Genomic DNA, 16,685 nt, shown 5'->3' on the forward strand with positions numbered 1-16,685 from the left:
TTAGGCTCTTTTGAGAAGATAGTAAGAGTTCATTATGAGTGAGTTGTGTGCAGGGTAGGCACCCGGTATAGGGGGCTGATACAACCACCCAAAAGCCGAAGCCCGCCGGGCCATGCGGCACAGCGGGCTTCGGTAAGTGCCAGCGTAGTGCGTTAGCGGCTGCTGTAGTTAGGCGCTTCGCGCGTGATCTGCACGTCGTGGGGGTGCGACTCGCGCAGACCGGCACCCGTGATGCGCGTGAAGCGGGCCTGTTGCAGGGTAGCAATATCGGGAGCACCGCAGTAGCCCATGCCGGCCCGCAAGCCACCGGCCAGTTGGTAGAGCACCTCGGCGGCCAGGCCTTTGTAGGGCACGCGGCCTACAATGCCCTCGGGCACTAGCTTTTTCACGTCGGCCTCGGCATCCTGGAAGTAGCGGTCTTTTGAGCCGTCTTCCATCGCCTCCACCGAGCCCATGCCGCGGTAGCTCTTGTACTTGCGACCCTCGAACAGCGTTACCTCGCCGGGCGCTTCCTCGGTGCCGGCCAGCAAGGAGCCTACCATGATGGTAGAAGCGCCGGCAGCCAAAGCCTTCACCACATCACCCGAAAACTTGATACCACCGTCGGCAATCAGCGGGACACCAGTGCCCTCCAGACCGCGAGCCGCTTCCAGCACCGCCGAAAGCTGCGGCACGCCAATGCCGGCAATGATGCGGGTGGTGCAGATAGAGCCAGGACCTACGCCTACCTTCACGGCGTCGGCACCAGCGTCGGCCAGGGCGCGGGCTCCCTCAGCGGTAGCCACGTTGCCGGCAATAACTTCGAGGGTGGGGAATTGCTGCTTGATGTTGCGCACAGCATCCAGCACGCCTTTACTGTGGCCGTGGGCGGTGTCTACGCTCACCACGTCTACGCCGGCCTCTACCAGGGCGGCAATGCGGTCCAGCAAATCGGCCGTGACGCCTACGGCAGCGCCTACCCGCAGGCGGCCGAACTCGTCTTTGCAGGCGTTGGGCGAGCGGCGGCGCTTGCGGATGTCGCGGTAGGTAATCAGGCCCACCAGCTTGCCGTCCTTATCCACTACGGGCAGCTTCTCCACTTTCGAGTCTTGCAGAATTTCCTCGGCAATGCTGAGGGCAGTGCCGGCGGCGGCCGTCACCAGCTTCTCGCTGGTCATCACCTCCGAAACGGAGCGGCTCATGTCCTTCTCGAAGCGCAGGTCGCGGTTGGTGAGGATGCCCTTGAGGCGGCGCTGGTCGTCCACAATCGGAATGCCACCAATCTTGTTGTCGCGCATCAGCTGCTTGGCGTCGCCGAGGGTAGCGGTGTCTTCCAGCGTGAAGGGGTCGAGGATGATGCCGCTTTCTGAGCGTTTCACGCGGCGCACCAGCTCGGCCTGCGCCTTGATGCTCATGTTTTTGTGCACCATACCAATGCCGCCTTCCTGAGCCATGGCAATAGCCATTTCGGCTTCGGTGACAGTATCCATAGCTGCCGACACGAAGGGCAGGTTCAAGCGGATATTGCGGGTGAGCTGGGAGCTGGTATCGGCGTCGCGGGGCAATACTTCGGAGTAGGCCGGAAGTAGCAGGACGTCGTCGTAGGTGAGGGCCTCAAAGGCAATTTTGGCAGCGTGGTCGGCCATGGCAACAAGAAGGTTAGGTGCTACTTATTGCCGGACAAAGCTACGGCGAAAAATTGGCTTCCGTGTTATCAAACCATGAAAGATGCGCTGCAAATCCATTCTAGCGAGAGGCATTGGTGCAAACGGACCGCCCGATTTCCCCTACCTTGCGCTACGCAAACGTTTGTCTAAACCGACTTAGTCCCTATGTCCCGTTTTCCTTACCCCGCTTTCGCAGCGGGTTTTCTGTTGCTGTTTGCTTCTGCATCCGTCCCTGGCTTCGCCCAAAACCACCACGACTACCTTCTGACCGATAACTGGAAGTTCACGAAAGGCGACGTTGCCGGAGCCGCTACCCCGTCTTTCCGCGATGCAAAGTGGCAGACCGTCAGCGTGCCCCACGACTGGGCCATCTACGGCCCGTTTGGTGCCGATAACGACAAGCAACAGGTCAAGATTGAGCAGAATAAGGAGGAACAGGCTACGGTAAAAACCGGCCGCACGGGCGGCCTGCCCTTTGTGGGGGTAGGGTGGTATCGGCGGCAGCTGGAGGTGCCGGGCTTTGGGGCGGGCAAGCGGGCGGTGCTGGTCTTTGATGGCGCTATGAGCAACGCCCAGTTGTTCATCAATGGCAAGGAGGTAGGCCGCTGGCCCTACGGCTACAACTCGTTCTACTTCGACATTACCGACTACCTGCAAGCCGGCGGCAACAACACGCTGGCGGTGCGCCTGGAAAACCAGCCGGAGTCGTCGCGCTGGTACCCGGGGGCGGGGCTGTACCGCAACGTGCACCTCATCGTGAGCAACGACGTGCACATTCCGGTGTGGGGCACCTACCTCACCACCCCCGAAATCAACGCGGAGTTTGCCAAAGTCAAGCTGAAAACTAAGGTAGAAACGCCCGGCAACGCCTTCCAGCCGCTGCGCCTGGAAACTGAAGTGCGGGACGCCACCGGGCAAGTGGTGGCTACTACCTCCTCTACCCTCGCCGCCACTGACCAGCAGGAGTTCGAGCAGAATCTAGTGGTAAAAGCCCCCAAGCTCTGGTCGCCCGAAACGCCTACCCTCTACACGGCTACTTCCAAGCTGTATGCCGGCAATGTGCTAAAAGACGAGTACCAGACGCCATTCGGCATCCGGTCGTTTAAGTTTGAGGCCGGCAAAGGCTTCTCCCTGAACGGGCAGCCGCGCAAGTTCAAGGGCGTGTGCAACCACCACGACCTCGGCCCGCTGGGCGCAGCCGTGAATACGGCCGCCCTGCGCCGGCAGCTGGTGCTGCTCAAAGACCTGGGCTGCGACGCCATCCGGACCACGCACAACATGCCTGCTCCAGAGCTGGTGCAGCTCTGCGACGAAATGGGCTTTATGCTGATGGTGGAGTCGTTTGATGAGTGGAAAACGCCCAAGGTGAAGAACGGCTATAGCCAGTACTTCGATGAGTGGGCCGAGAAGGACCTCGTGAACATGGTGCACCAGTACCGCAGCCACCCCTCGGTGATTATGTGGAGCATCGGCAACGAGGTGCCCGACCAGAGCGCGCCCGGCGGCAACAAGCTCGCCAAGCGCCTGCAAGACATTGTGCACCGCGAGGACCCTACCCGCCCTGTGACGGCCGGCATGGACCGCATCGGCGATGCTATCAAGAACAACTTCGCCTCGGTGCTCGATGTGCCGGGCTTCAACTACAAACCGCAGCTCTACCCCGATGCTGATAGCAAGCTGCCCCAGGGCTTTTTGCTGGGCTCCGAAACGGCTTCTACCGTTAGCTCGCGCGGGGTGTACAAGTTTCCGGTGGAGCTGGCCAAGCAGAAGAAATACCCCGACAACCAGTCGTCGTCCTACGATGTGGAATACTGCGTGTGGTCGCAGATTCCTGACATCGAGTTTGCCGCCCAGGACACGCTACCCTATGTGGCCGGCGAGTTTGTGTGGACGGGCTTCGACTACTTGGGCGAGCCTACCCCCTATGATGAATCGTGGCCCTCGCACAGCTCCTATTTCGGCATTCTGGACCTGGCGGGCATGCCCAAAGACCGATACTACCTCTACCGTGCCCGCTGGAACACCCAGCAGCCTACCCTGCACGTGCTGCCGCACTGGACCTGGCCCGGCCGCGAAGGCCAGACCACGCCTGTGTATTGCTACACCAACTCGCCCTCGGCCGAGCTGTTTGTGAACGGCAAAAGCATGGGCCGCCAGACTAAAGCCACCACCGCTGACGTGCGCACCCGCAACCGCCTGATGTGGAACGACGTGCAGTACCAGCCCGGTACTATTAAGGTAGTGGCCTACGATGCCCAGGGCAAAGCCGTAGCCGAAGAAACCGTGCGCACTGCCGGCAAACCGCACCACATCCGCCTGGTAGCCGACCGCACCAAGCTCACCGCCGACGGCCAGGACCAAGCCTACATCACCGCCCGGGTAGAAGACGCCCAGGGCAACCTCTGCCCCGATGCCACCGAGCAGCTCCGCTTTAAGGTAAGCGGCGCGGGCAGCTTCCGGGCCATCGGCAACGGCGACCCTACCTCCCTGGAGTCGTTTCAGGCGCCGCAGATGCACGCGTTTCATGGGCAGCTGGTGGCCATTGTGCAAACCACAGGTAAGCCCGGCGCCGTGCGCGTGCAGGCTACTGGCAAAGGGTTGAAAAGCGGGGAAGTGACGTTGCAGACGGCTGTGGGGAAAGCGCGGTAGTTGGATAGTGTTTTAATGGCAGAAGCCTTTCACACAGACGCTTGTTGCGTTGGTGTGAAAGGCTTCAGTGTGTTGGTGGCTACACATTTTTTGCCGATGAGTTCGTTATGTTTTGATAACGATGGGTCCAACCGGTAACGACTCGTTGGCTAAATACTCGTGAACTTTTGAGGAAAGTTGAGTTAGCTCTCGGTACGTATTATTAGCAGCAGATAATACAAAAACCGTAATTGTATATTTATGAAAGTTTTGCTGGTATTGCAGATTTTTATCAAAAGTCAATAACGCTTGAAAATTATTCTCCAACATCAATCGCATGAGTTGGCCGTTTTTGATGCCGTTCCATCCTTTGTCTCTAACAGTATAAATTTCGTGATCTAAAAAATCCGTTTTTAATCGTTTAGGTAAGTTCTCGTCAAGCAGCAATTTCATATAGTTTTGCTACGTTTTGAGATGTCAATAATTTGTTGGCAACTTCTAGTGTAGCTACGGCCTGCTCCTTAGTTACAGTTGGAAAGTCGTCCAAGAACTCTTCGAGGGAAATGCCAGCTTCTAAATGGTCAAAAAGAGTTTCAATAGGCACGCGTGTCCCTTTGAAAACAGGTTGACCACCTAATACTTCTGGGTCAGTACTGATGAGGTCTTTTAATTCCATATTGTCGAAGGTGTAAAATCGCCTGATTGTGTTTGAAAATGATCTGAAAAGGCCTATTTTCAATGGATACGGCTTGGCGATGTGGCGGCATTTGAAAATCGTCAGCCCGTAACTGCTGTTGAGTAAAGTTACAAATGTTGATGATAAGAACTACAGCTTTGTGTTATTCGTCGGCTGGAACTAAAGCCGATTAGCGAACAAAAAGTTGAGCATATATTCGTCGCCCCGCCATATTGCCAAACCGCCTGTTGTATGCAGGCTTTCAGTCTATTCGCTTTAAATAATATCGTCGCTTATACCAATGTTTGCCAAAAAATAAATATTGTCTACGCTTTGAATAGCCGAACTGTTTTCTAACTACAGTGCCCGTACTGTCACACACGAATAGCTTGTTGTGTCCAATAACATATTTTTCTGCACTATTTAAGTGTTTGTTTGTCGACAACGCATAACTCAATAATACAGCCTCATTTCCATATTTTTCGTATTCTGAAGTGTCTGGCTGAAAAGGTTGATGAGAAAGAACTACATATTTATTGTCTACTCTGTAATAACCATTGGATGTGTCAAACGTCATGTCGCCACTCATTCTGTACCCAAATGTTGAGTCTATATTCAAGTTAATTCTTGTTACAAAAAAACCATGAACAGCAAAATTTGAACGGTACTTTCCGGAAATATTATGTGTCGAACCACAAGAGCTAGAGAAAAAAGAAATGCTAAGTCCGAATATAAAAAAGATTGTTTTTGTCACGTTAGTTTATTGTCTTGATGCAGCTTTGGGAAAGTTTACATATTCTCGTGCCTGAAATTATAGGCTAGTCGAACTGCTTGCATACAACATTCCTATTGCCGAAACCCATAATAGCGGCAATATGCTATTAATATGCTAATCAGTTTCGGCAATACAGCTACCGTTGGTCTTATTGCCGAAACTACCAACCCCCACAAGATACACGCTTACCTACATCACTCCATCACCTGCCGCATCCACGCCAAGCCATTCGGCGAGTGAATCTCCTCCATCGACTCGATAGAAATGGCGGCTACCTCGGAGCCGCGGCGGCGCATGGCGGTTTCGTAGTGGCTGATAGCAGCGAGAAGGGTAGGAAATTGGCCGTTGGTGAGGCAGTGGCTTAGCTCCAAAGCGTCGAGCATGGCCATGTTCACGCCTTCGCCGGCGTAGGGCGGCATCAAGTGGGCAGCGTCGCCAAGGAGGGTGAGGGTAGGCTGCGCGGGCCAGTCCTGGTCGAGGGGCATGCAGTACTGCGGGCGAGGCACATAGTAGGCGTGGTTGGTGGCGAACAGCTCGCGCCAGAGGGGGCTCCACGCGGCAAAGTCGCGGGCAAACCAGGCGGCTACCTGGGGTGGACTCTGGAAATCGATACCGCTGGCCTGCACCCAGTTTTCGGTGGTGCGCTGGCAGGTGTAAAACGACAGGCTACCGTCGCCTTTGGCACTTACGATGATGGATTTCTCACCGCCGAGGGCGAAGAGCTTGCCGCTTTTTGTCAGCTTCCACAGGCCGGGCGCGTGCCGGGCCGCGTCGTACACGTTGCCTTCTACCACGGTATAGCCCGTGAAGAACGGCCGAAGCGACGTTACCAGCGGCCGCACCTGTGAGTTAGCGCCATCGGCCCCAATTACCAGATGAACGTGGTTGGTGCAGCCATCAGCAAAATACAGCTGCCAGCCGTTGGGGGTAGGGGTTAGCTCCTGTAGCTGGCTATTCCAGACAATGGTGCCAGGCGCGAGCGAGTCGATGAGCAGGTCGCGCAGCGGGCCGCGGTCTATTTCGGGACGAAAATGCGCGTCGCCAAAGGTAAGCGCGTCGGGTTGTTGGTGCTGGTCGTAGACAATGGTAGCCTGACCATCGAGTAAGCGTATTTTATCGGCGCCGGGCCGGTAATGTGCCCGAAAAGCGTTGAGCAGACCAGCTGCGCTGAGGGCACGCAGCCCTGATTCTTCGTGCAAATCGAGCGTAGCCCCTTGCTGACGAGCGTCGCGAGTAGAGTCGCGCTCATAAACGGTTACCTCGGCACCTTGTTGCTGGAGCAAGCGGGCTAACGTGAGGCCACCGGGGCCACCACCGATAATAGCAATTTTCTTGTTGGTTACAAGCATGGTCTTCATTCCTTTTGTAAGGTAGGAAGACAAAACTATGGCGCGGGCCAAGCGGAAAATTGAATAAATCGGCCATCCCGATTGCGAGCCAGCTCGCTGGGTCGCACGCCCGCAAATTTGCGCACCTCCCGAATAAAATGGGCCTGATCGGCAAAGTGCTGATCGGGAAACAACCGTCCGGCTTTCAACTGCGGAAAAGCTGCCCGAAACCGCAGCATGGCACAATACGCTTTTAGCGACAAGCCAAAATATTCCTGAAAATAGCGGTTGATCTGCCGGCTGCTCCAACCGGACTGCGCAGCCAGCGTGTGCACCGGTAGTGCCCCATCCGAAGCATAAATCTGCACAAATAGCCGCTGCTTGCGCAGATCAATGGCCGGTGGAAGCAGGCCACGCAGGGTAGCAGTCAGCTTGGCACAGAACTGCTCGAAATCAGTCAGGTCGGTCGGTGCAATACCCCAGAAATCAGAGGCTAATAGGCGCATACCGTTCAGCAGGTCGGCCATGCGGGTCTGAAGCAGGTATTCGGCGGCTGGCAGCCGTAGGCTTACGGCCCCGATAACCGTTCCGGCCGCCAAAATAGTCTGTTCGGCTACGGTGCTCAGCCCCATCAGCGACACATGAAACGGCTGCGTCCGGGAATACGAAAATAACACGTCGATGCGGCCATCGGGCAGGAGCAGGATGGGGTGGTCGGTTTCGGCGGTGGTTGTCAGCAGCCAGAAGCTTTCTACCAGAAAGGCCAGCGTTACATCGGGCTGCGCTACCTGGTAAGCGAGGCCAAGGGTCATCGCTGCGTCATTCGTTGGCATTCTTGGTTGAAATTATGGCAGTGATGTACATGTACACACTGTTGTTTTTCACTTTATCCAAAAACCTGACCCTATTGAAGCAGTTGCTTTCTCAAAAGTTAAACTGCCTATGAAGACCTGGGTAACGTTACTCATCGCTATTGTAGCGGAAACTGTCGCCACTTCAGCGCTTAAAGCCTCCAATGGATTTACGAAACTACTGCCTAGCGTATTAGTTGTTGTCGGGTATGGTACAGCATTTTATTGTCTCAGCATTGCCCTGCGTACTATCCAAGTGGGTACCGCCTATGCTATTTGGTCGGGTATTGGTATTATCCTAGTGACGTTGGTTGGAGTAGTACTCTATAAGCAAGTGCCAGACGTAGCAACTCTAATAGGGATGGGCTTAATCGTTGCGGGAGTTATTGTTATCAATCTGTTTGGAAAGCCGGTTGGGCATTAATCTATGTGTACACGTACATCATTGCCCAAAGTATACGCTTATGCTATCCGCTCTACCCATGTGCTACGTGGTGGCTGAATAGAACTTTGGCTTGTACCTAACCTTCTGCTGCCCTCACAGGTTAAAAATGGACGTGTGCTATTGCATAGTGCCCGCCTGATTTTCAATCTAGAACATACTCTCTCATGGCAACTCCTAAAAACTGGTTTATAACTGGCGTCAGCACCGGCTTCGGTGCGTCGTTGGCCGATTTGCTCCTCGAAAAAGGGGATAAAGTAGCCGCTACCTTCCGCAAGCAGGAGCAAGTAGACGAATTCACCCAAAAGGCCGGCGAGCAAGGCATTGGCGTACTCTGCAACGTGTCGGACGAGGCACAAGTAAAGCAGGCTATCCAGCAGGCTATCGACGCGCTCGGTCACCTCGATGTGGTAGTGAACAACGCGGGCTACGGCTCGCTGGGCAGCATCGAAGAGATTGACGACAAAGAAGTGCAGCGCCAATTCGATGTGAACGTGTTTGGCCCTCTGCGCGTGCTGCGTGCCGTGCTGCCCCACCTGCGCGAGCGGAAAAGCGGCCACGTGATTAACATCACCAGCATTGGCGGCCTGAAAACCTTCCCTGGGGTAGGCGTCTACAACGCTTCCAAATTTGCGCTCGAAGCCATCGGCGAAAGCCTGGCCCAGCAGGTGAAGCCGCTCGGCATCAAAGTAACCAACATCGAGCCCAGCGGCTTTCGCACGGAGTGGGCCGGCAGCTCGGCTACCTACGTGGATACCGCCATTGAGGACTATCGCTCCACGGTAGGCGAAAACCTGAAGGGCATCCAGAGCTACAGCGGCAAGCAGCCCGGCGACCCAGAGCGCGCCGCGCAAATCATGTACGATGTTGTGCGCGAGGAAAACCCGCCCCTGCACCTGCCCATCGGCAAAGCTGCCGTGAAAGGCGCCCGCGACAAATTTACGGAGCTGGTGAAAGAGCTGGAGAAGGTGGCCGACTTAGGCAACTCTGCTGACTTTCCGGAGGAGAAGTAAAAGAATGGATGTTAACTGAAAAGGTCCCGCAGTGCGCAACTGCGGGACCTTTTTGCTTTTCAACGGAAGTGCTTGCCCCTAAAATTTGGCGCCAATACTGAGCTGGAATTCCCGGATGCGATACTCCGCATTGTAGGTGTAAAAGCCATCGAGTTCACCTTCGAAGCGCGAGGCGCCTGGAATGAGTACGTTGTAGGGCGTGTCGGAAACTGTGGCGGACAGCAGCAGCCGGTTGTTGGTGAAGTAGAGACCGGGCTGGATGAAAGTGTAGCTGTAGCCATCGTGGCTGAGGTTGACCATTTGCCCTACTGCTACGCCGGGCATCAGATGAGCGTTGGGGCCCAGGTTGAACCGGTAGTAGATGCCCCAATCGGCGCGGGCGCGGGTGAGCAGGCGGCTGATGTGCTGATTTCCGTAGCTCGTTATAAAGTCGTTGACTACCGTCTGGGTGTAGCCGGTTTTGTAGTTCAGGTGCTGCATATCCAGCCCCAGCGTACCTGCCAGCACTACACGCTCCGATAGCGGCTTAAAGGCCTTCACCTGCATAAAGCCCGAAAACGTGTTTCGCACCGTTATCCTGCGGTCTTCTTCTGAAAAGACAGGCGAGGCCGACCGCGGAGCATACGTGCCACCGGACGACATGACGCGGAAGTCGCTGATTTTGGGACCGGCCTCAAAGTAGAAGGCCCATTTGGTGGGGGTGTACTGCGCCACGCTCTGGTGGCTCAGCATGGCCCCGGCTGCTGTCAGCAGAAAGGCAGGCACGTAAGATTTGAACATGTAGGAAAACAGTGGAAAGTGGGTGGGTTGAGTAAAACCCGCTTGTTCAACTGTAATGCCAAAATATCTAGTTTTAGTAATATTTATTACTATCACCTCCACTCCACTCCACATAAAAGACCATGTGCAAGCTCAATGTAAGCGTAAAGCTCTGCAAAATAGAATGCACTGAGCTATAGTCCGTTCTGCTTCTTGGTGCCACGGATAGCTTGGGCGTCTAAAGGGTTTTCGGGCCAGTAGTGTTTGGGGTAGCGGCCGCGTAGCTCCTTGCGCACCTCAAAATAGCTGCTGTTCCAGAAGCTGCGCAGATCGCGCGTCACCTGGGCCGGGCGGTAGCCAGGGGAAAGCAGATGCAGCGTGAGTGGCACCGCACCGCCGCCTACCATGGGCGTGTCGAGAAGCCCGAATACCTCCTGCAACCGCACGGCTAGCACAGGCGCGGCGGGGTCTTGGTAGTCGAGGCGAATGCGCGAGCCGGTGGGTACCTCCAGGTGGGTAGGGGCGAGGCGGTCCAGCTCCTGGCGCTGGGTCCAGCCGTCGGGTAGCCAGTTCAGTAGCGCTTCGCCCAAATCTAGTTTGTTGATATCAGCCGCGGAGCGCACGCCATCCAGAAACGGCCCCAGCCACTCGGGCAGCGTTTCTAGCAACGCCGCATCCGATACATCGGGCCACTGCTGCGGCCGCAGATAGTGCAGAAACGCCAGCCGCTCCCGCACCTGCGTAGCTGCCTCCGACCATGGTAGCCGGTTGATACCTTCAGTACGCAGATGGTCGAGTACCACGGCGGCTACTGTTTCGGGGCTAGGCTGGGGTAGGGTGGCTTCGGCTAGAACCAGCGCGCCCAACCGTTGCGTGCGGCGGGCCACGACGCGGCCAGCGGTATCGTCCCAACGCACTTGCTCCTGTGCTTCGATAAGGTAGGCGAAGTGCTGTTCCAACTCGGCACGACTAACTGGCGCGGCCAGCCCAGCTCGCGGCTGTGCCGCCACGCCATCCAGCGTAGCTACGGCAAAAAACGTGTCGCTGGCGCTGTAAAACTCCGCAGGCAACGTGGCCCGCTGACCCGATACCAAGCGTACGCGCTCGGGTGTTTCGCGCTGGGCGAGGCGGTCGGGGTAGGCGAGGGCTGTGAGCAGACCGGCCACGTCAGGTACAAGTGGGGCGGCTTCCACGCCGGCCCGGCGGCGCAAGACAGCAGCCGCTTCGCGTACGCGGCGCAGCGTGGCGTGGTCGGGGTGCAGGCCGGGTAGGGGCGCCCGCCCGTTTTCCAGCGCTTCCAGGCGCAGGCGCACATCGGGTGGGCCGAACGAGCCGTCGGCGGGGCGCAGCAGGTCACGCTCGGTGAGCAGCGCGGCCAGGGCACAGGCTGTGGTGCCTTGCCCTACCTCCTTGCCCCGCACCACCAGGTGGGCCAGGCGGGGCGCCAGTCCGAGGCCCGCCAATGCCCGGCCGTGGGGGGTAGGGCGGCCATCGGGTTGCAGCGCATGGAGGCGTATGAGTAGGTCGCGGGCCAAAGCCAGCGCAGCGGCGGGCGGCGCATCCAGCCAGCGTAGGGCAGCGGCATCGTGAGCGCCCCATAGGGCCAGCTCTAGGGCCAGGGCGCTCAGGTCGGCCGTTAGGATTTCGGGCGCGAGGTAAGCGGGTAGCTGCGGCTGGTCGGCAGCGGTCCAGAGGCGGTAGCAGGTGCCGGGACCGAGGCGGCCGGCCCGGCCCCGGCGCTGGTCGGCGGCGGCTTGGCTTACGGGCTGGGTGGTGAGAGTAGAAAGTCCGGTGCGCGGCTCAAACTGCGGTACGCGGGCATAGCCACCGTCTACCACAATCGTCACGCCTTCAATGGTTAAGCTGGTTTCGGCAATGCTGGTAGCCAATACCACTTTGCGCCGGCCGGCCGGCGCTGGCCGTAGCGCGGCATCCTGCTGCTCCAGGGGTAGCTCGCCGTGCAGCACGTGCAGGTCTACGGTAGGCGCGAGGGTAGGGGCCAGGCGCTCGGCCACGCGGCGCTGGTCGGCCAGGCCGGGCAGAAAGGCCAGCACGTCGCCGGTAGGGTGCGCGGCCAGGGCTTCGCGGATAATGGTGGGCATCAAATCCTGCAACCGCTCGTGGGGGCGGCGGCTAGCGCTGCCCGCCCGCGCCGGCGTGAGGTAGTGCGTCTCGATGGGGTAGCTTAGGCCCGCGCTGCGCACCACGGGGGCGTTCAGCCACTTCCCTAGCCGCTCGGCCTCCAACGTAGCCGACATCACCAGCAACCGTAAATCGGGGCGCAGTACGGCCTGCGCATCCAGGGCCAGGGCTAGGCCGAGGTCAGCCTGCAAGCTCCGCTCGTGAAATTCGTCGAACAGCACTGCCGCCACGCCTTCCAGCGCGGGGTCGTCCTGGAGCTGGCGCGTCAGAATGACCTCTGTTACTACTTCGATTCGCGTTTTTGCAGAAATCTTGCTTTCCAGACGCATCCTGTAGCCCACGGTTTGGCCAACTGGCTCGCCTAGTAGCTGGGCCATGCGCGTAGCCGCCGCCCGCGCCGCCAGCCGCCGCGGCTCCAGCACAATAATGCGCCCGGTGGGCGGCATCCAATCGGCTTCGAGCAAGGCCAGCGGCACCAGCGTGGTTTTGCCCGCGCCGGGCGGCGCTTGAAGCACCGCACACGGGTTTTGACCGAGGGTCGTCAGCAGCTCGGGTAGGGCAGCGCGGATGGGGAGGTCGGGAAGGAGCAAGCAGGAAGTATATTTAATACAAGGGCTTAGCAAGACGGACTACTTACTATGAAGTAGTTTTCTATACCGGAGAACAATCATTTATCAATTGTCTTGACAATTGATAAACAGTGTATATTTGTACACGTATTATTCACCAATTATACTGGTGAAAAAATAACGGAGCCAGCCGAAAGGCCAACCCCGTTATCTACTACCTCAAGTAATGCGAAATCAGCAGGTCCGCTGCGTATTTCAACACTACTCCAACAGGCGGCATCCATAGAAGCCGACTGTCCCACAAGCGAGCCAGTAGTCTAGCTATTTTGTGTTTCGCACGTTTACCCATTTGACTCGGGAGTAAGGGTGCTCAATCCACCCACTTCCTGAAGCCCCTCGGCCGGCCAGCCTTGGGGCTTCGTCTTTTCAGACAAAGCCGGCTGGGTGACTTACCGTGCAATAGATCAAAGATACTATACTGCGAAGCTGCCTTTCGGAAATATTAAATTTTGTTTTTTGTAAGTTTTTAGTAGATGAAGCTACTGAAAGTAGTACGTGACAGTCCTCTCGGCCCTGTCCAGAAAAGGGCCCCCATTTTTACTTTACTCAGTATGAATGAGAGTTTGTAGCTCAACATTCAACACGTAGAATACCCTTAATACATCGGCACCCCAGGATCAACCTCGCGACTCCAGGCGTCGATACCGCCCTTTAGGTTGAGCAGATTGCTGAGGCCGTGGCGGTGCTGCAAAAACGCTAGGGCCTGCATAGAGCGCACGCCGTGGTGGCAGATAAGCACCACGGGGCGGTCGGTGGCAATTTCGGCGGTGCGGCGCGGTAGCTCGCCCAGCGGAATCAGGTGGCTGCCCTCGATGCGGCAGTAGTCGTACTCCATCTGCTCGCGCACGTCGATGAGCTGGAGGTTTTCGCCGCGTTGCTGGCGGGCGTGCAAGTCGCGGGGCGTGAGGTCGGGAAGCATGGGCAGCAAGGGAAGGTAGGCGGCAAAAATACGGCGCAGCTCGGTAGGTTTGGGTAGCTTTGGCCGCGCCCGGTTGGGCGCTTCCTCAAACACGCGTTGTTTTGCTGCATTCTCTGTACGAAGTCTGGACGGCTGCCGTGGGCAACACGCCGGTGGAGTGGGTGGCCGTCGTCACGGGTTTTCTGTGCGTGTGGCTGGCCGCCCGCGAGTCGCTGTGGAATTTCCCGGTGGCCATTGTGAGCTGCGGGCTGTACATCATCGTGTACTACCAAAGCGCCCTGTATTCAGATTGCCTGCTGCAAGGCTTCTTCATTGCCCTGAGCCTGTACGGCTGGTACGAGTGGCTCTATGGCGGCGCCCGGCGCACCGAGCTAACGGTATCGCGCACGCGGCCGCAGGAGTGGCTATGGCTCACGGTAGGCGCGGCCGTTTTCACGGGTGGCTTCGGCTACTACCTGCAACACTACACCAACGATACCATTCCTTACCTCGACAGCCTGACCACCGCCATCAGCCTGGCTGCGCAATATCTGATGATGCGCAAACGGCTGGAAAACTGGTGGTTGTGGATTGGGGTCGATGCCCTATACGTGCCCATCCTGTGGCACAAACAGCTTTACCCTACCAGCGGCCTTTATGCACTCTACCTCGGACTGGCCGTGTACGGCTACGTGGAGTGGAAGCGCGCCGCCCAGGTAGCGCAGACTACGGGCTCCACTAATCCCGCCATCTGATGCTACGCGTTGCCCTCACCGGCCCCGAATCGACGGGCAAAAGTACGCTGAGCCGCTTGCTGGCCGCGCACTACGGCACCAGCCACGCGCCCGAGTACGCCCGCGCCTACCTCGACCAGCACGGCCCTACCTACACGCTGCCCGACCTGGAGGCCATTGCCCGCGGTCAGCTCGCCGCTGAAGCACAGGCCACGACCGAAGCCGCGGCAGCCGGCAAAGCAGTGGTGTTTTTCGATACCGATTTGCTGGTGATAAAAGTCTGGGCCGAACACGCTTTTGGCCACTGCCCTACCTGGATTACCGACCACCTGCACCAACACCCGCACGACCTAACCCTGCTGCTCGACGTGGACCTGCCCTGGGAGCCCGACCCCCTGCGCGAACACCCAGACCCCGCGCAACGCCAGTATTTCCATGCGTGGTACCAGCGGGAATTGCGCGCCCTACCCGGCCGGTTTGCGCAAATCAGCGGGCCGCCGGCCGAGCGGCTGGCGCAAGCCGTGGCGGCGGTGGATGCGCTGCTGCAAGGCACCAGTTCAAATTAGCAAGAATATCCCACTGCGAAACACTGCGTAAACACCGCGAAACACTGCGAGAAAACCATGCAACACACACTCTCCAACACTCACTGCCGCGTCACCATCAATACCAAAGGCGCCGAGCTAGCCAGCTTCGTCCGCACCGATAAATCACCGGAACTGGAGTACATCTGGCAGGCCGACCCAAGCGTGTGGGGCCGCCACGCGCCGGTGCTGTTTCCGATAGTGGGCAAGCTCCCGCAGGACACGTATTTGCACAAGGGGCAAGAATATAAGCTACCCCAGCACGGCTTCGCCCGCGACCGGGAGTTTGCGTTGGTGCAGGAAACCGAAACCGAGCTGGTATTTGAGCTGCGCGCCGACGAGCAGAGCCGGCAAGTGTACCCCTTCGATTTTGTGCTGCGTATTTCCTACCACCTGCACGAGCTGACCCTGGACATACGCTGGCAGGTGCTAAACCCCGCTACCGACCAGGATTTGCTGTTCAGCATCGGAGCGCACCCCGCGTTCCGGTGCCCGTTGCTACCCGACGAAACGTTTGAAGACTACGCGTTTCACTTCGACCACCCCGTCACGTTTGAGCGGTACTTGCTGCAAGGCGGCCTGCTCTCCGGTGAAACAGAACCGGTACTGAACGAGCAAACCGAGCTGCCGCTTACCTACGACCTGTTCAAAGACGACGCCCTGGTGCTCAAGCACTTCGACTTCTCAACCATCACGGTCCGCAGCAACCGCTCCGACCGCGCCGTGCGCCTGCGCTTCGACGGCTTCCCCTACCTCGGCCTCTGGACCAAAGGCCCCGGCGCCGAGTTTGTGTGCGTGGAGCCCTGGCAGGGCATTGCCGGCTCGGTAGGCGAACCTGTGGAGCTGACCGATAAGGAAGGCATCCTGACGCTAGCACCAGGCCAGGAGTTCAATGCGGCGTATTCTATTGCGGTAGAGTAGATTTATTGCTCTGCTATCTTTTGTTTCGTGTCATCCTGAGCACAGCGAAGGACCTTATCACGTTTGAACGAGTCGTTGGTACGCTCGTCGTGCTTGCGTGAGAAGGTCCTTCGCTGCGCTCAGGATGACACGAAACAATAGTTACTCGCTCTTCCCCATGCACATCCAACCCATCACCTCCGCGCAAACCTACCCCCTACGCCACCAGGTGCTGTGGCCCGACAAACCGCTAGAATACGTGCAGCTGCCGGAAGACGCCGAAGGGCACCATTTCGGGGCATATATAAACGAGGAGCTGGTATCGGTGATTTCGTTGTTTGTGGAGGCGCGGGGGGAGGCAAGGTTTCGCAAGTTTGCTACCCATCCCGATTTTCAGGGCCAGGGTATTGGTACGGCCCTGCTGACGCGGGTACTAGACGAAGCTACCCGCCTGGGTGCCCACTCCCTCTGGTGCGACTCTCGCCAGTCGGCCGCCGATTTTTACCGGCGTTTCGGGATGCAGCCCGAAGGCGAGGTGTTTTATAAAGGCCCCATTCCGTACGTGCGGATGCAGCGTCGCCTGCTGTAGCCTTCCCAAAGGGACTTACACGCAAAGAACCCCTTCGGATGGTAGGCTCTCTCTTTCAGCCACGAATTGAGAGAAAGCCTACCCGCTAGAA

The 16,685-nt window shown here is 57.8% G+C and carries 15 protein-coding genes; 7 read left to right on the top strand and 8 right to left on the bottom strand.

Features of this window, described 5'->3' with window-relative positions; genetic code table 11:
* Nucleotides 1–152: 152 nt before the first annotated feature.
* Nucleotides 153–1,625: an IMP dehydrogenase gene (gene guaB / locus H8B15_RS19285; RefSeq protein ID WP_187321291.1), complete on the bottom strand. Its 1,473-nt coding sequence runs from the start codon at nucleotides 1,623–1,625 to the stop codon at nucleotides 153–155.
* 186 nt (nucleotides 1,626–1,811) lie between these two features.
* On the opposite strand from guaB, the gene galB reads away from it, so the two are divergent.
* On the top strand, nucleotides 1,812–4,295 hold the full coding sequence (gene galB / locus H8B15_RS19290; protein ID WP_187321292.1) for a beta-galactosidase GalB: 2,484 nt from the start codon (nucleotides 1,812–1,814) through the stop codon (nucleotides 4,293–4,295).
* A gap of 105 nt (nucleotides 4,296–4,400) precedes the next feature.
* Here galB and H8B15_RS19295 read toward each other — a convergent pair whose 3' ends face one another.
* The 4 genes from H8B15_RS19295 to H8B15_RS19310 all read right to left on the bottom strand — a co-directional run bounded on the left by H8B15_RS19295 (nucleotide 4,401) and on the right by H8B15_RS19310 (nucleotide 7,886).
* Entirely contained in the window at nucleotides 4,401–4,727 is a 327-nt protein-coding gene (locus H8B15_RS19295; RefSeq protein WP_187321293.1) for a DUF5615 family PIN-like protein, read from the bottom strand.
* Nucleotides 4,711–4,950, bottom strand: coding sequence for a DUF433 domain-containing protein (locus tag H8B15_RS19300; protein ID WP_187321294.1), 240 nt, complete (start codon nucleotides 4,948–4,950; stop codon nucleotides 4,711–4,713). The genes H8B15_RS19295 and H8B15_RS19300 overlap by 17 nt, the downstream gene beginning before the upstream one ends.
* A 969-nt stretch (nucleotides 4,951–5,919) precedes the next feature.
* Nucleotides 5,920–7,083, bottom strand: a complete 1,164-nt coding sequence (locus H8B15_RS19305; protein WP_246455741.1) for an FAD-dependent oxidoreductase — start codon at nucleotides 7,081–7,083, stop codon at nucleotides 5,920–5,922.
* A gap of 26 nt (nucleotides 7,084–7,109) precedes the next feature.
* Complete coding sequence (locus H8B15_RS19310; protein WP_187321295.1) at nucleotides 7,110–7,886, bottom strand: helix-turn-helix domain-containing protein; 777 nt, start codon at nucleotides 7,884–7,886, stop codon at nucleotides 7,110–7,112.
* A 109-nt stretch (nucleotides 7,887–7,995) separates the two neighbouring features.
* On the opposite strand from H8B15_RS19310, the gene H8B15_RS19315 reads away from it, so the two are divergent.
* Nucleotides 7,996–8,328: a DMT family transporter gene (locus H8B15_RS19315; RefSeq protein WP_187321296.1), complete on the top strand. Its 333-nt coding sequence runs from the start codon at nucleotides 7,996–7,998 to the stop codon at nucleotides 8,326–8,328.
* 185 nt (nucleotides 8,329–8,513) lie between these two features.
* Nucleotides 8,514–9,359: an oxidoreductase gene (locus H8B15_RS19320; RefSeq protein ID WP_187321297.1), complete on the top strand. Its 846-nt coding sequence runs from the start codon at nucleotides 8,514–8,516 to the stop codon at nucleotides 9,357–9,359.
* A gap of 78 nt (nucleotides 9,360–9,437) precedes the next feature.
* Here the strand turns inward: H8B15_RS19320 and H8B15_RS19325 are convergent, their stop codons facing one another.
* The 3 genes from H8B15_RS19325 to H8B15_RS19335 all read right to left on the bottom strand — a co-directional run bounded on the left by H8B15_RS19325 (nucleotide 9,438) and on the right by H8B15_RS19335 (nucleotide 13,901).
* Nucleotides 9,438–10,139, bottom strand: a complete 702-nt coding sequence (locus H8B15_RS19325) for a hypothetical protein (protein WP_187321298.1) — start codon at nucleotides 10,137–10,139, stop codon at nucleotides 9,438–9,440.
* A gap of 173 nt (nucleotides 10,140–10,312) precedes the next feature.
* Nucleotides 10,313–12,850, bottom strand: a complete 2,538-nt coding sequence (hrpB, locus tag H8B15_RS19330; protein WP_187321299.1) for an ATP-dependent helicase HrpB — start codon at nucleotides 12,848–12,850, stop codon at nucleotides 10,313–10,315.
* 634 nt (nucleotides 12,851–13,484) lie between these two features.
* The gene (locus H8B15_RS19335) at nucleotides 13,485–13,901 is read right to left on the bottom strand and encodes a rhodanese-like domain-containing protein (protein ID WP_343069186.1); all 417 of its coding nucleotides are present in this window, start codon (nucleotides 13,899–13,901) and stop codon (nucleotides 13,485–13,487) included.
* Between the two features lie 8 nt (nucleotides 13,902–13,909).
* Between H8B15_RS19335 and pnuC the strand changes: the two genes are divergently transcribed.
* The 4 genes from pnuC to H8B15_RS19355 all read left to right on the top strand — a co-directional run bounded on the left by pnuC (nucleotide 13,910) and on the right by H8B15_RS19355 (nucleotide 16,594).
* Nucleotides 13,910–14,542 carry a nicotinamide riboside transporter PnuC gene (pnuC, locus tag H8B15_RS19340; protein ID WP_187321300.1) on the top strand — a complete coding sequence of 211 codons (633 nt, stop codon included), beginning with the start codon at nucleotides 13,910–13,912 and terminating at the stop codon, nucleotides 14,540–14,542.
* On the top strand, nucleotides 14,542–15,087 hold the full coding sequence (locus tag H8B15_RS19345; protein ID WP_187321301.1) for an AAA family ATPase: 546 nt from the start codon (nucleotides 14,542–14,544) through the stop codon (nucleotides 15,085–15,087). The genes pnuC and H8B15_RS19345 overlap by 1 nt, the downstream gene beginning before the upstream one ends.
* Before the next feature lie 57 nt (nucleotides 15,088–15,144).
* Nucleotides 15,145–16,026: an aldose 1-epimerase family protein gene (locus H8B15_RS19350; RefSeq protein ID WP_187321302.1), complete on the top strand. Its 882-nt coding sequence runs from the start codon at nucleotides 15,145–15,147 to the stop codon at nucleotides 16,024–16,026.
* 157 nt (nucleotides 16,027–16,183) lie between these two features.
* Nucleotides 16,184–16,594, top strand: coding sequence for a GNAT family N-acetyltransferase (locus H8B15_RS19355; protein WP_187321303.1), 411 nt, complete (start codon nucleotides 16,184–16,186; stop codon nucleotides 16,592–16,594).
* Nucleotides 16,595–16,685: the final 91 nt, after the last annotated feature.

The organism is Hymenobacter citatus, from assembly GCF_014333615.1.
Classification (GTDB): domain Bacteria; phylum Bacteroidota; class Bacteroidia; order Cytophagales; family Hymenobacteraceae; genus Hymenobacter; species Hymenobacter citatus.

Coding starts and splice junctions, on each gene's coding strand:
- guaB (WP_187321291.1), bottom strand. CDS start 1,625: ATGGCCGACCACGCTGCCAAAATTGCCTTTGAGGCCCTCACCTACGAC.
- galB (WP_187321292.1), top strand. CDS start 1,812: ATGTCCCGTTTTCCTTACCCCGCTTTCGCAGCGGGTTTTCTGTTGCTG.
- H8B15_RS19295 (WP_187321293.1), bottom strand. CDS start 4,727: ATGAAATTGCTGCTTGACGAGAACTTACCTAAACGATTAAAAACGGAT.
- H8B15_RS19300 (WP_187321294.1), bottom strand. CDS start 4,950: ATGGAATTAAAAGACCTCATCAGTACTGACCCAGAAGTATTAGGTGGT.
- H8B15_RS19305 (WP_246455741.1), bottom strand. CDS start 7,083: ATGAAGACCATGCTTGTAACCAACAAGAAAATTGCTATTATCGGTGGT.
- H8B15_RS19310 (WP_187321295.1), bottom strand. CDS start 7,886: ATGCCAACGAATGACGCAGCGATGACCCTTGGCCTCGCTTACCAGGTA.
- H8B15_RS19315 (WP_187321296.1), top strand. CDS start 7,996: ATGAAGACCTGGGTAACGTTACTCATCGCTATTGTAGCGGAAACTGTC.
- H8B15_RS19320 (WP_187321297.1), top strand. CDS start 8,514: ATGGCAACTCCTAAAAACTGGTTTATAACTGGCGTCAGCACCGGCTTC.
- H8B15_RS19325 (WP_187321298.1), bottom strand. CDS start 10,139: ATGTTCAAATCTTACGTGCCTGCCTTTCTGCTGACAGCAGCCGGGGCC.
- H8B15_RS19345 (WP_187321301.1), top strand. CDS start 14,542: ATGCTACGCGTTGCCCTCACCGGCCCCGAATCGACGGGCAAAAGTACG.
- H8B15_RS19350 (WP_187321302.1), top strand. CDS start 15,145: ATGCAACACACACTCTCCAACACTCACTGCCGCGTCACCATCAATACC.
- H8B15_RS19355 (WP_187321303.1), top strand. CDS start 16,184: ATGCACATCCAACCCATCACCTCCGCGCAAACCTACCCCCTACGCCAC.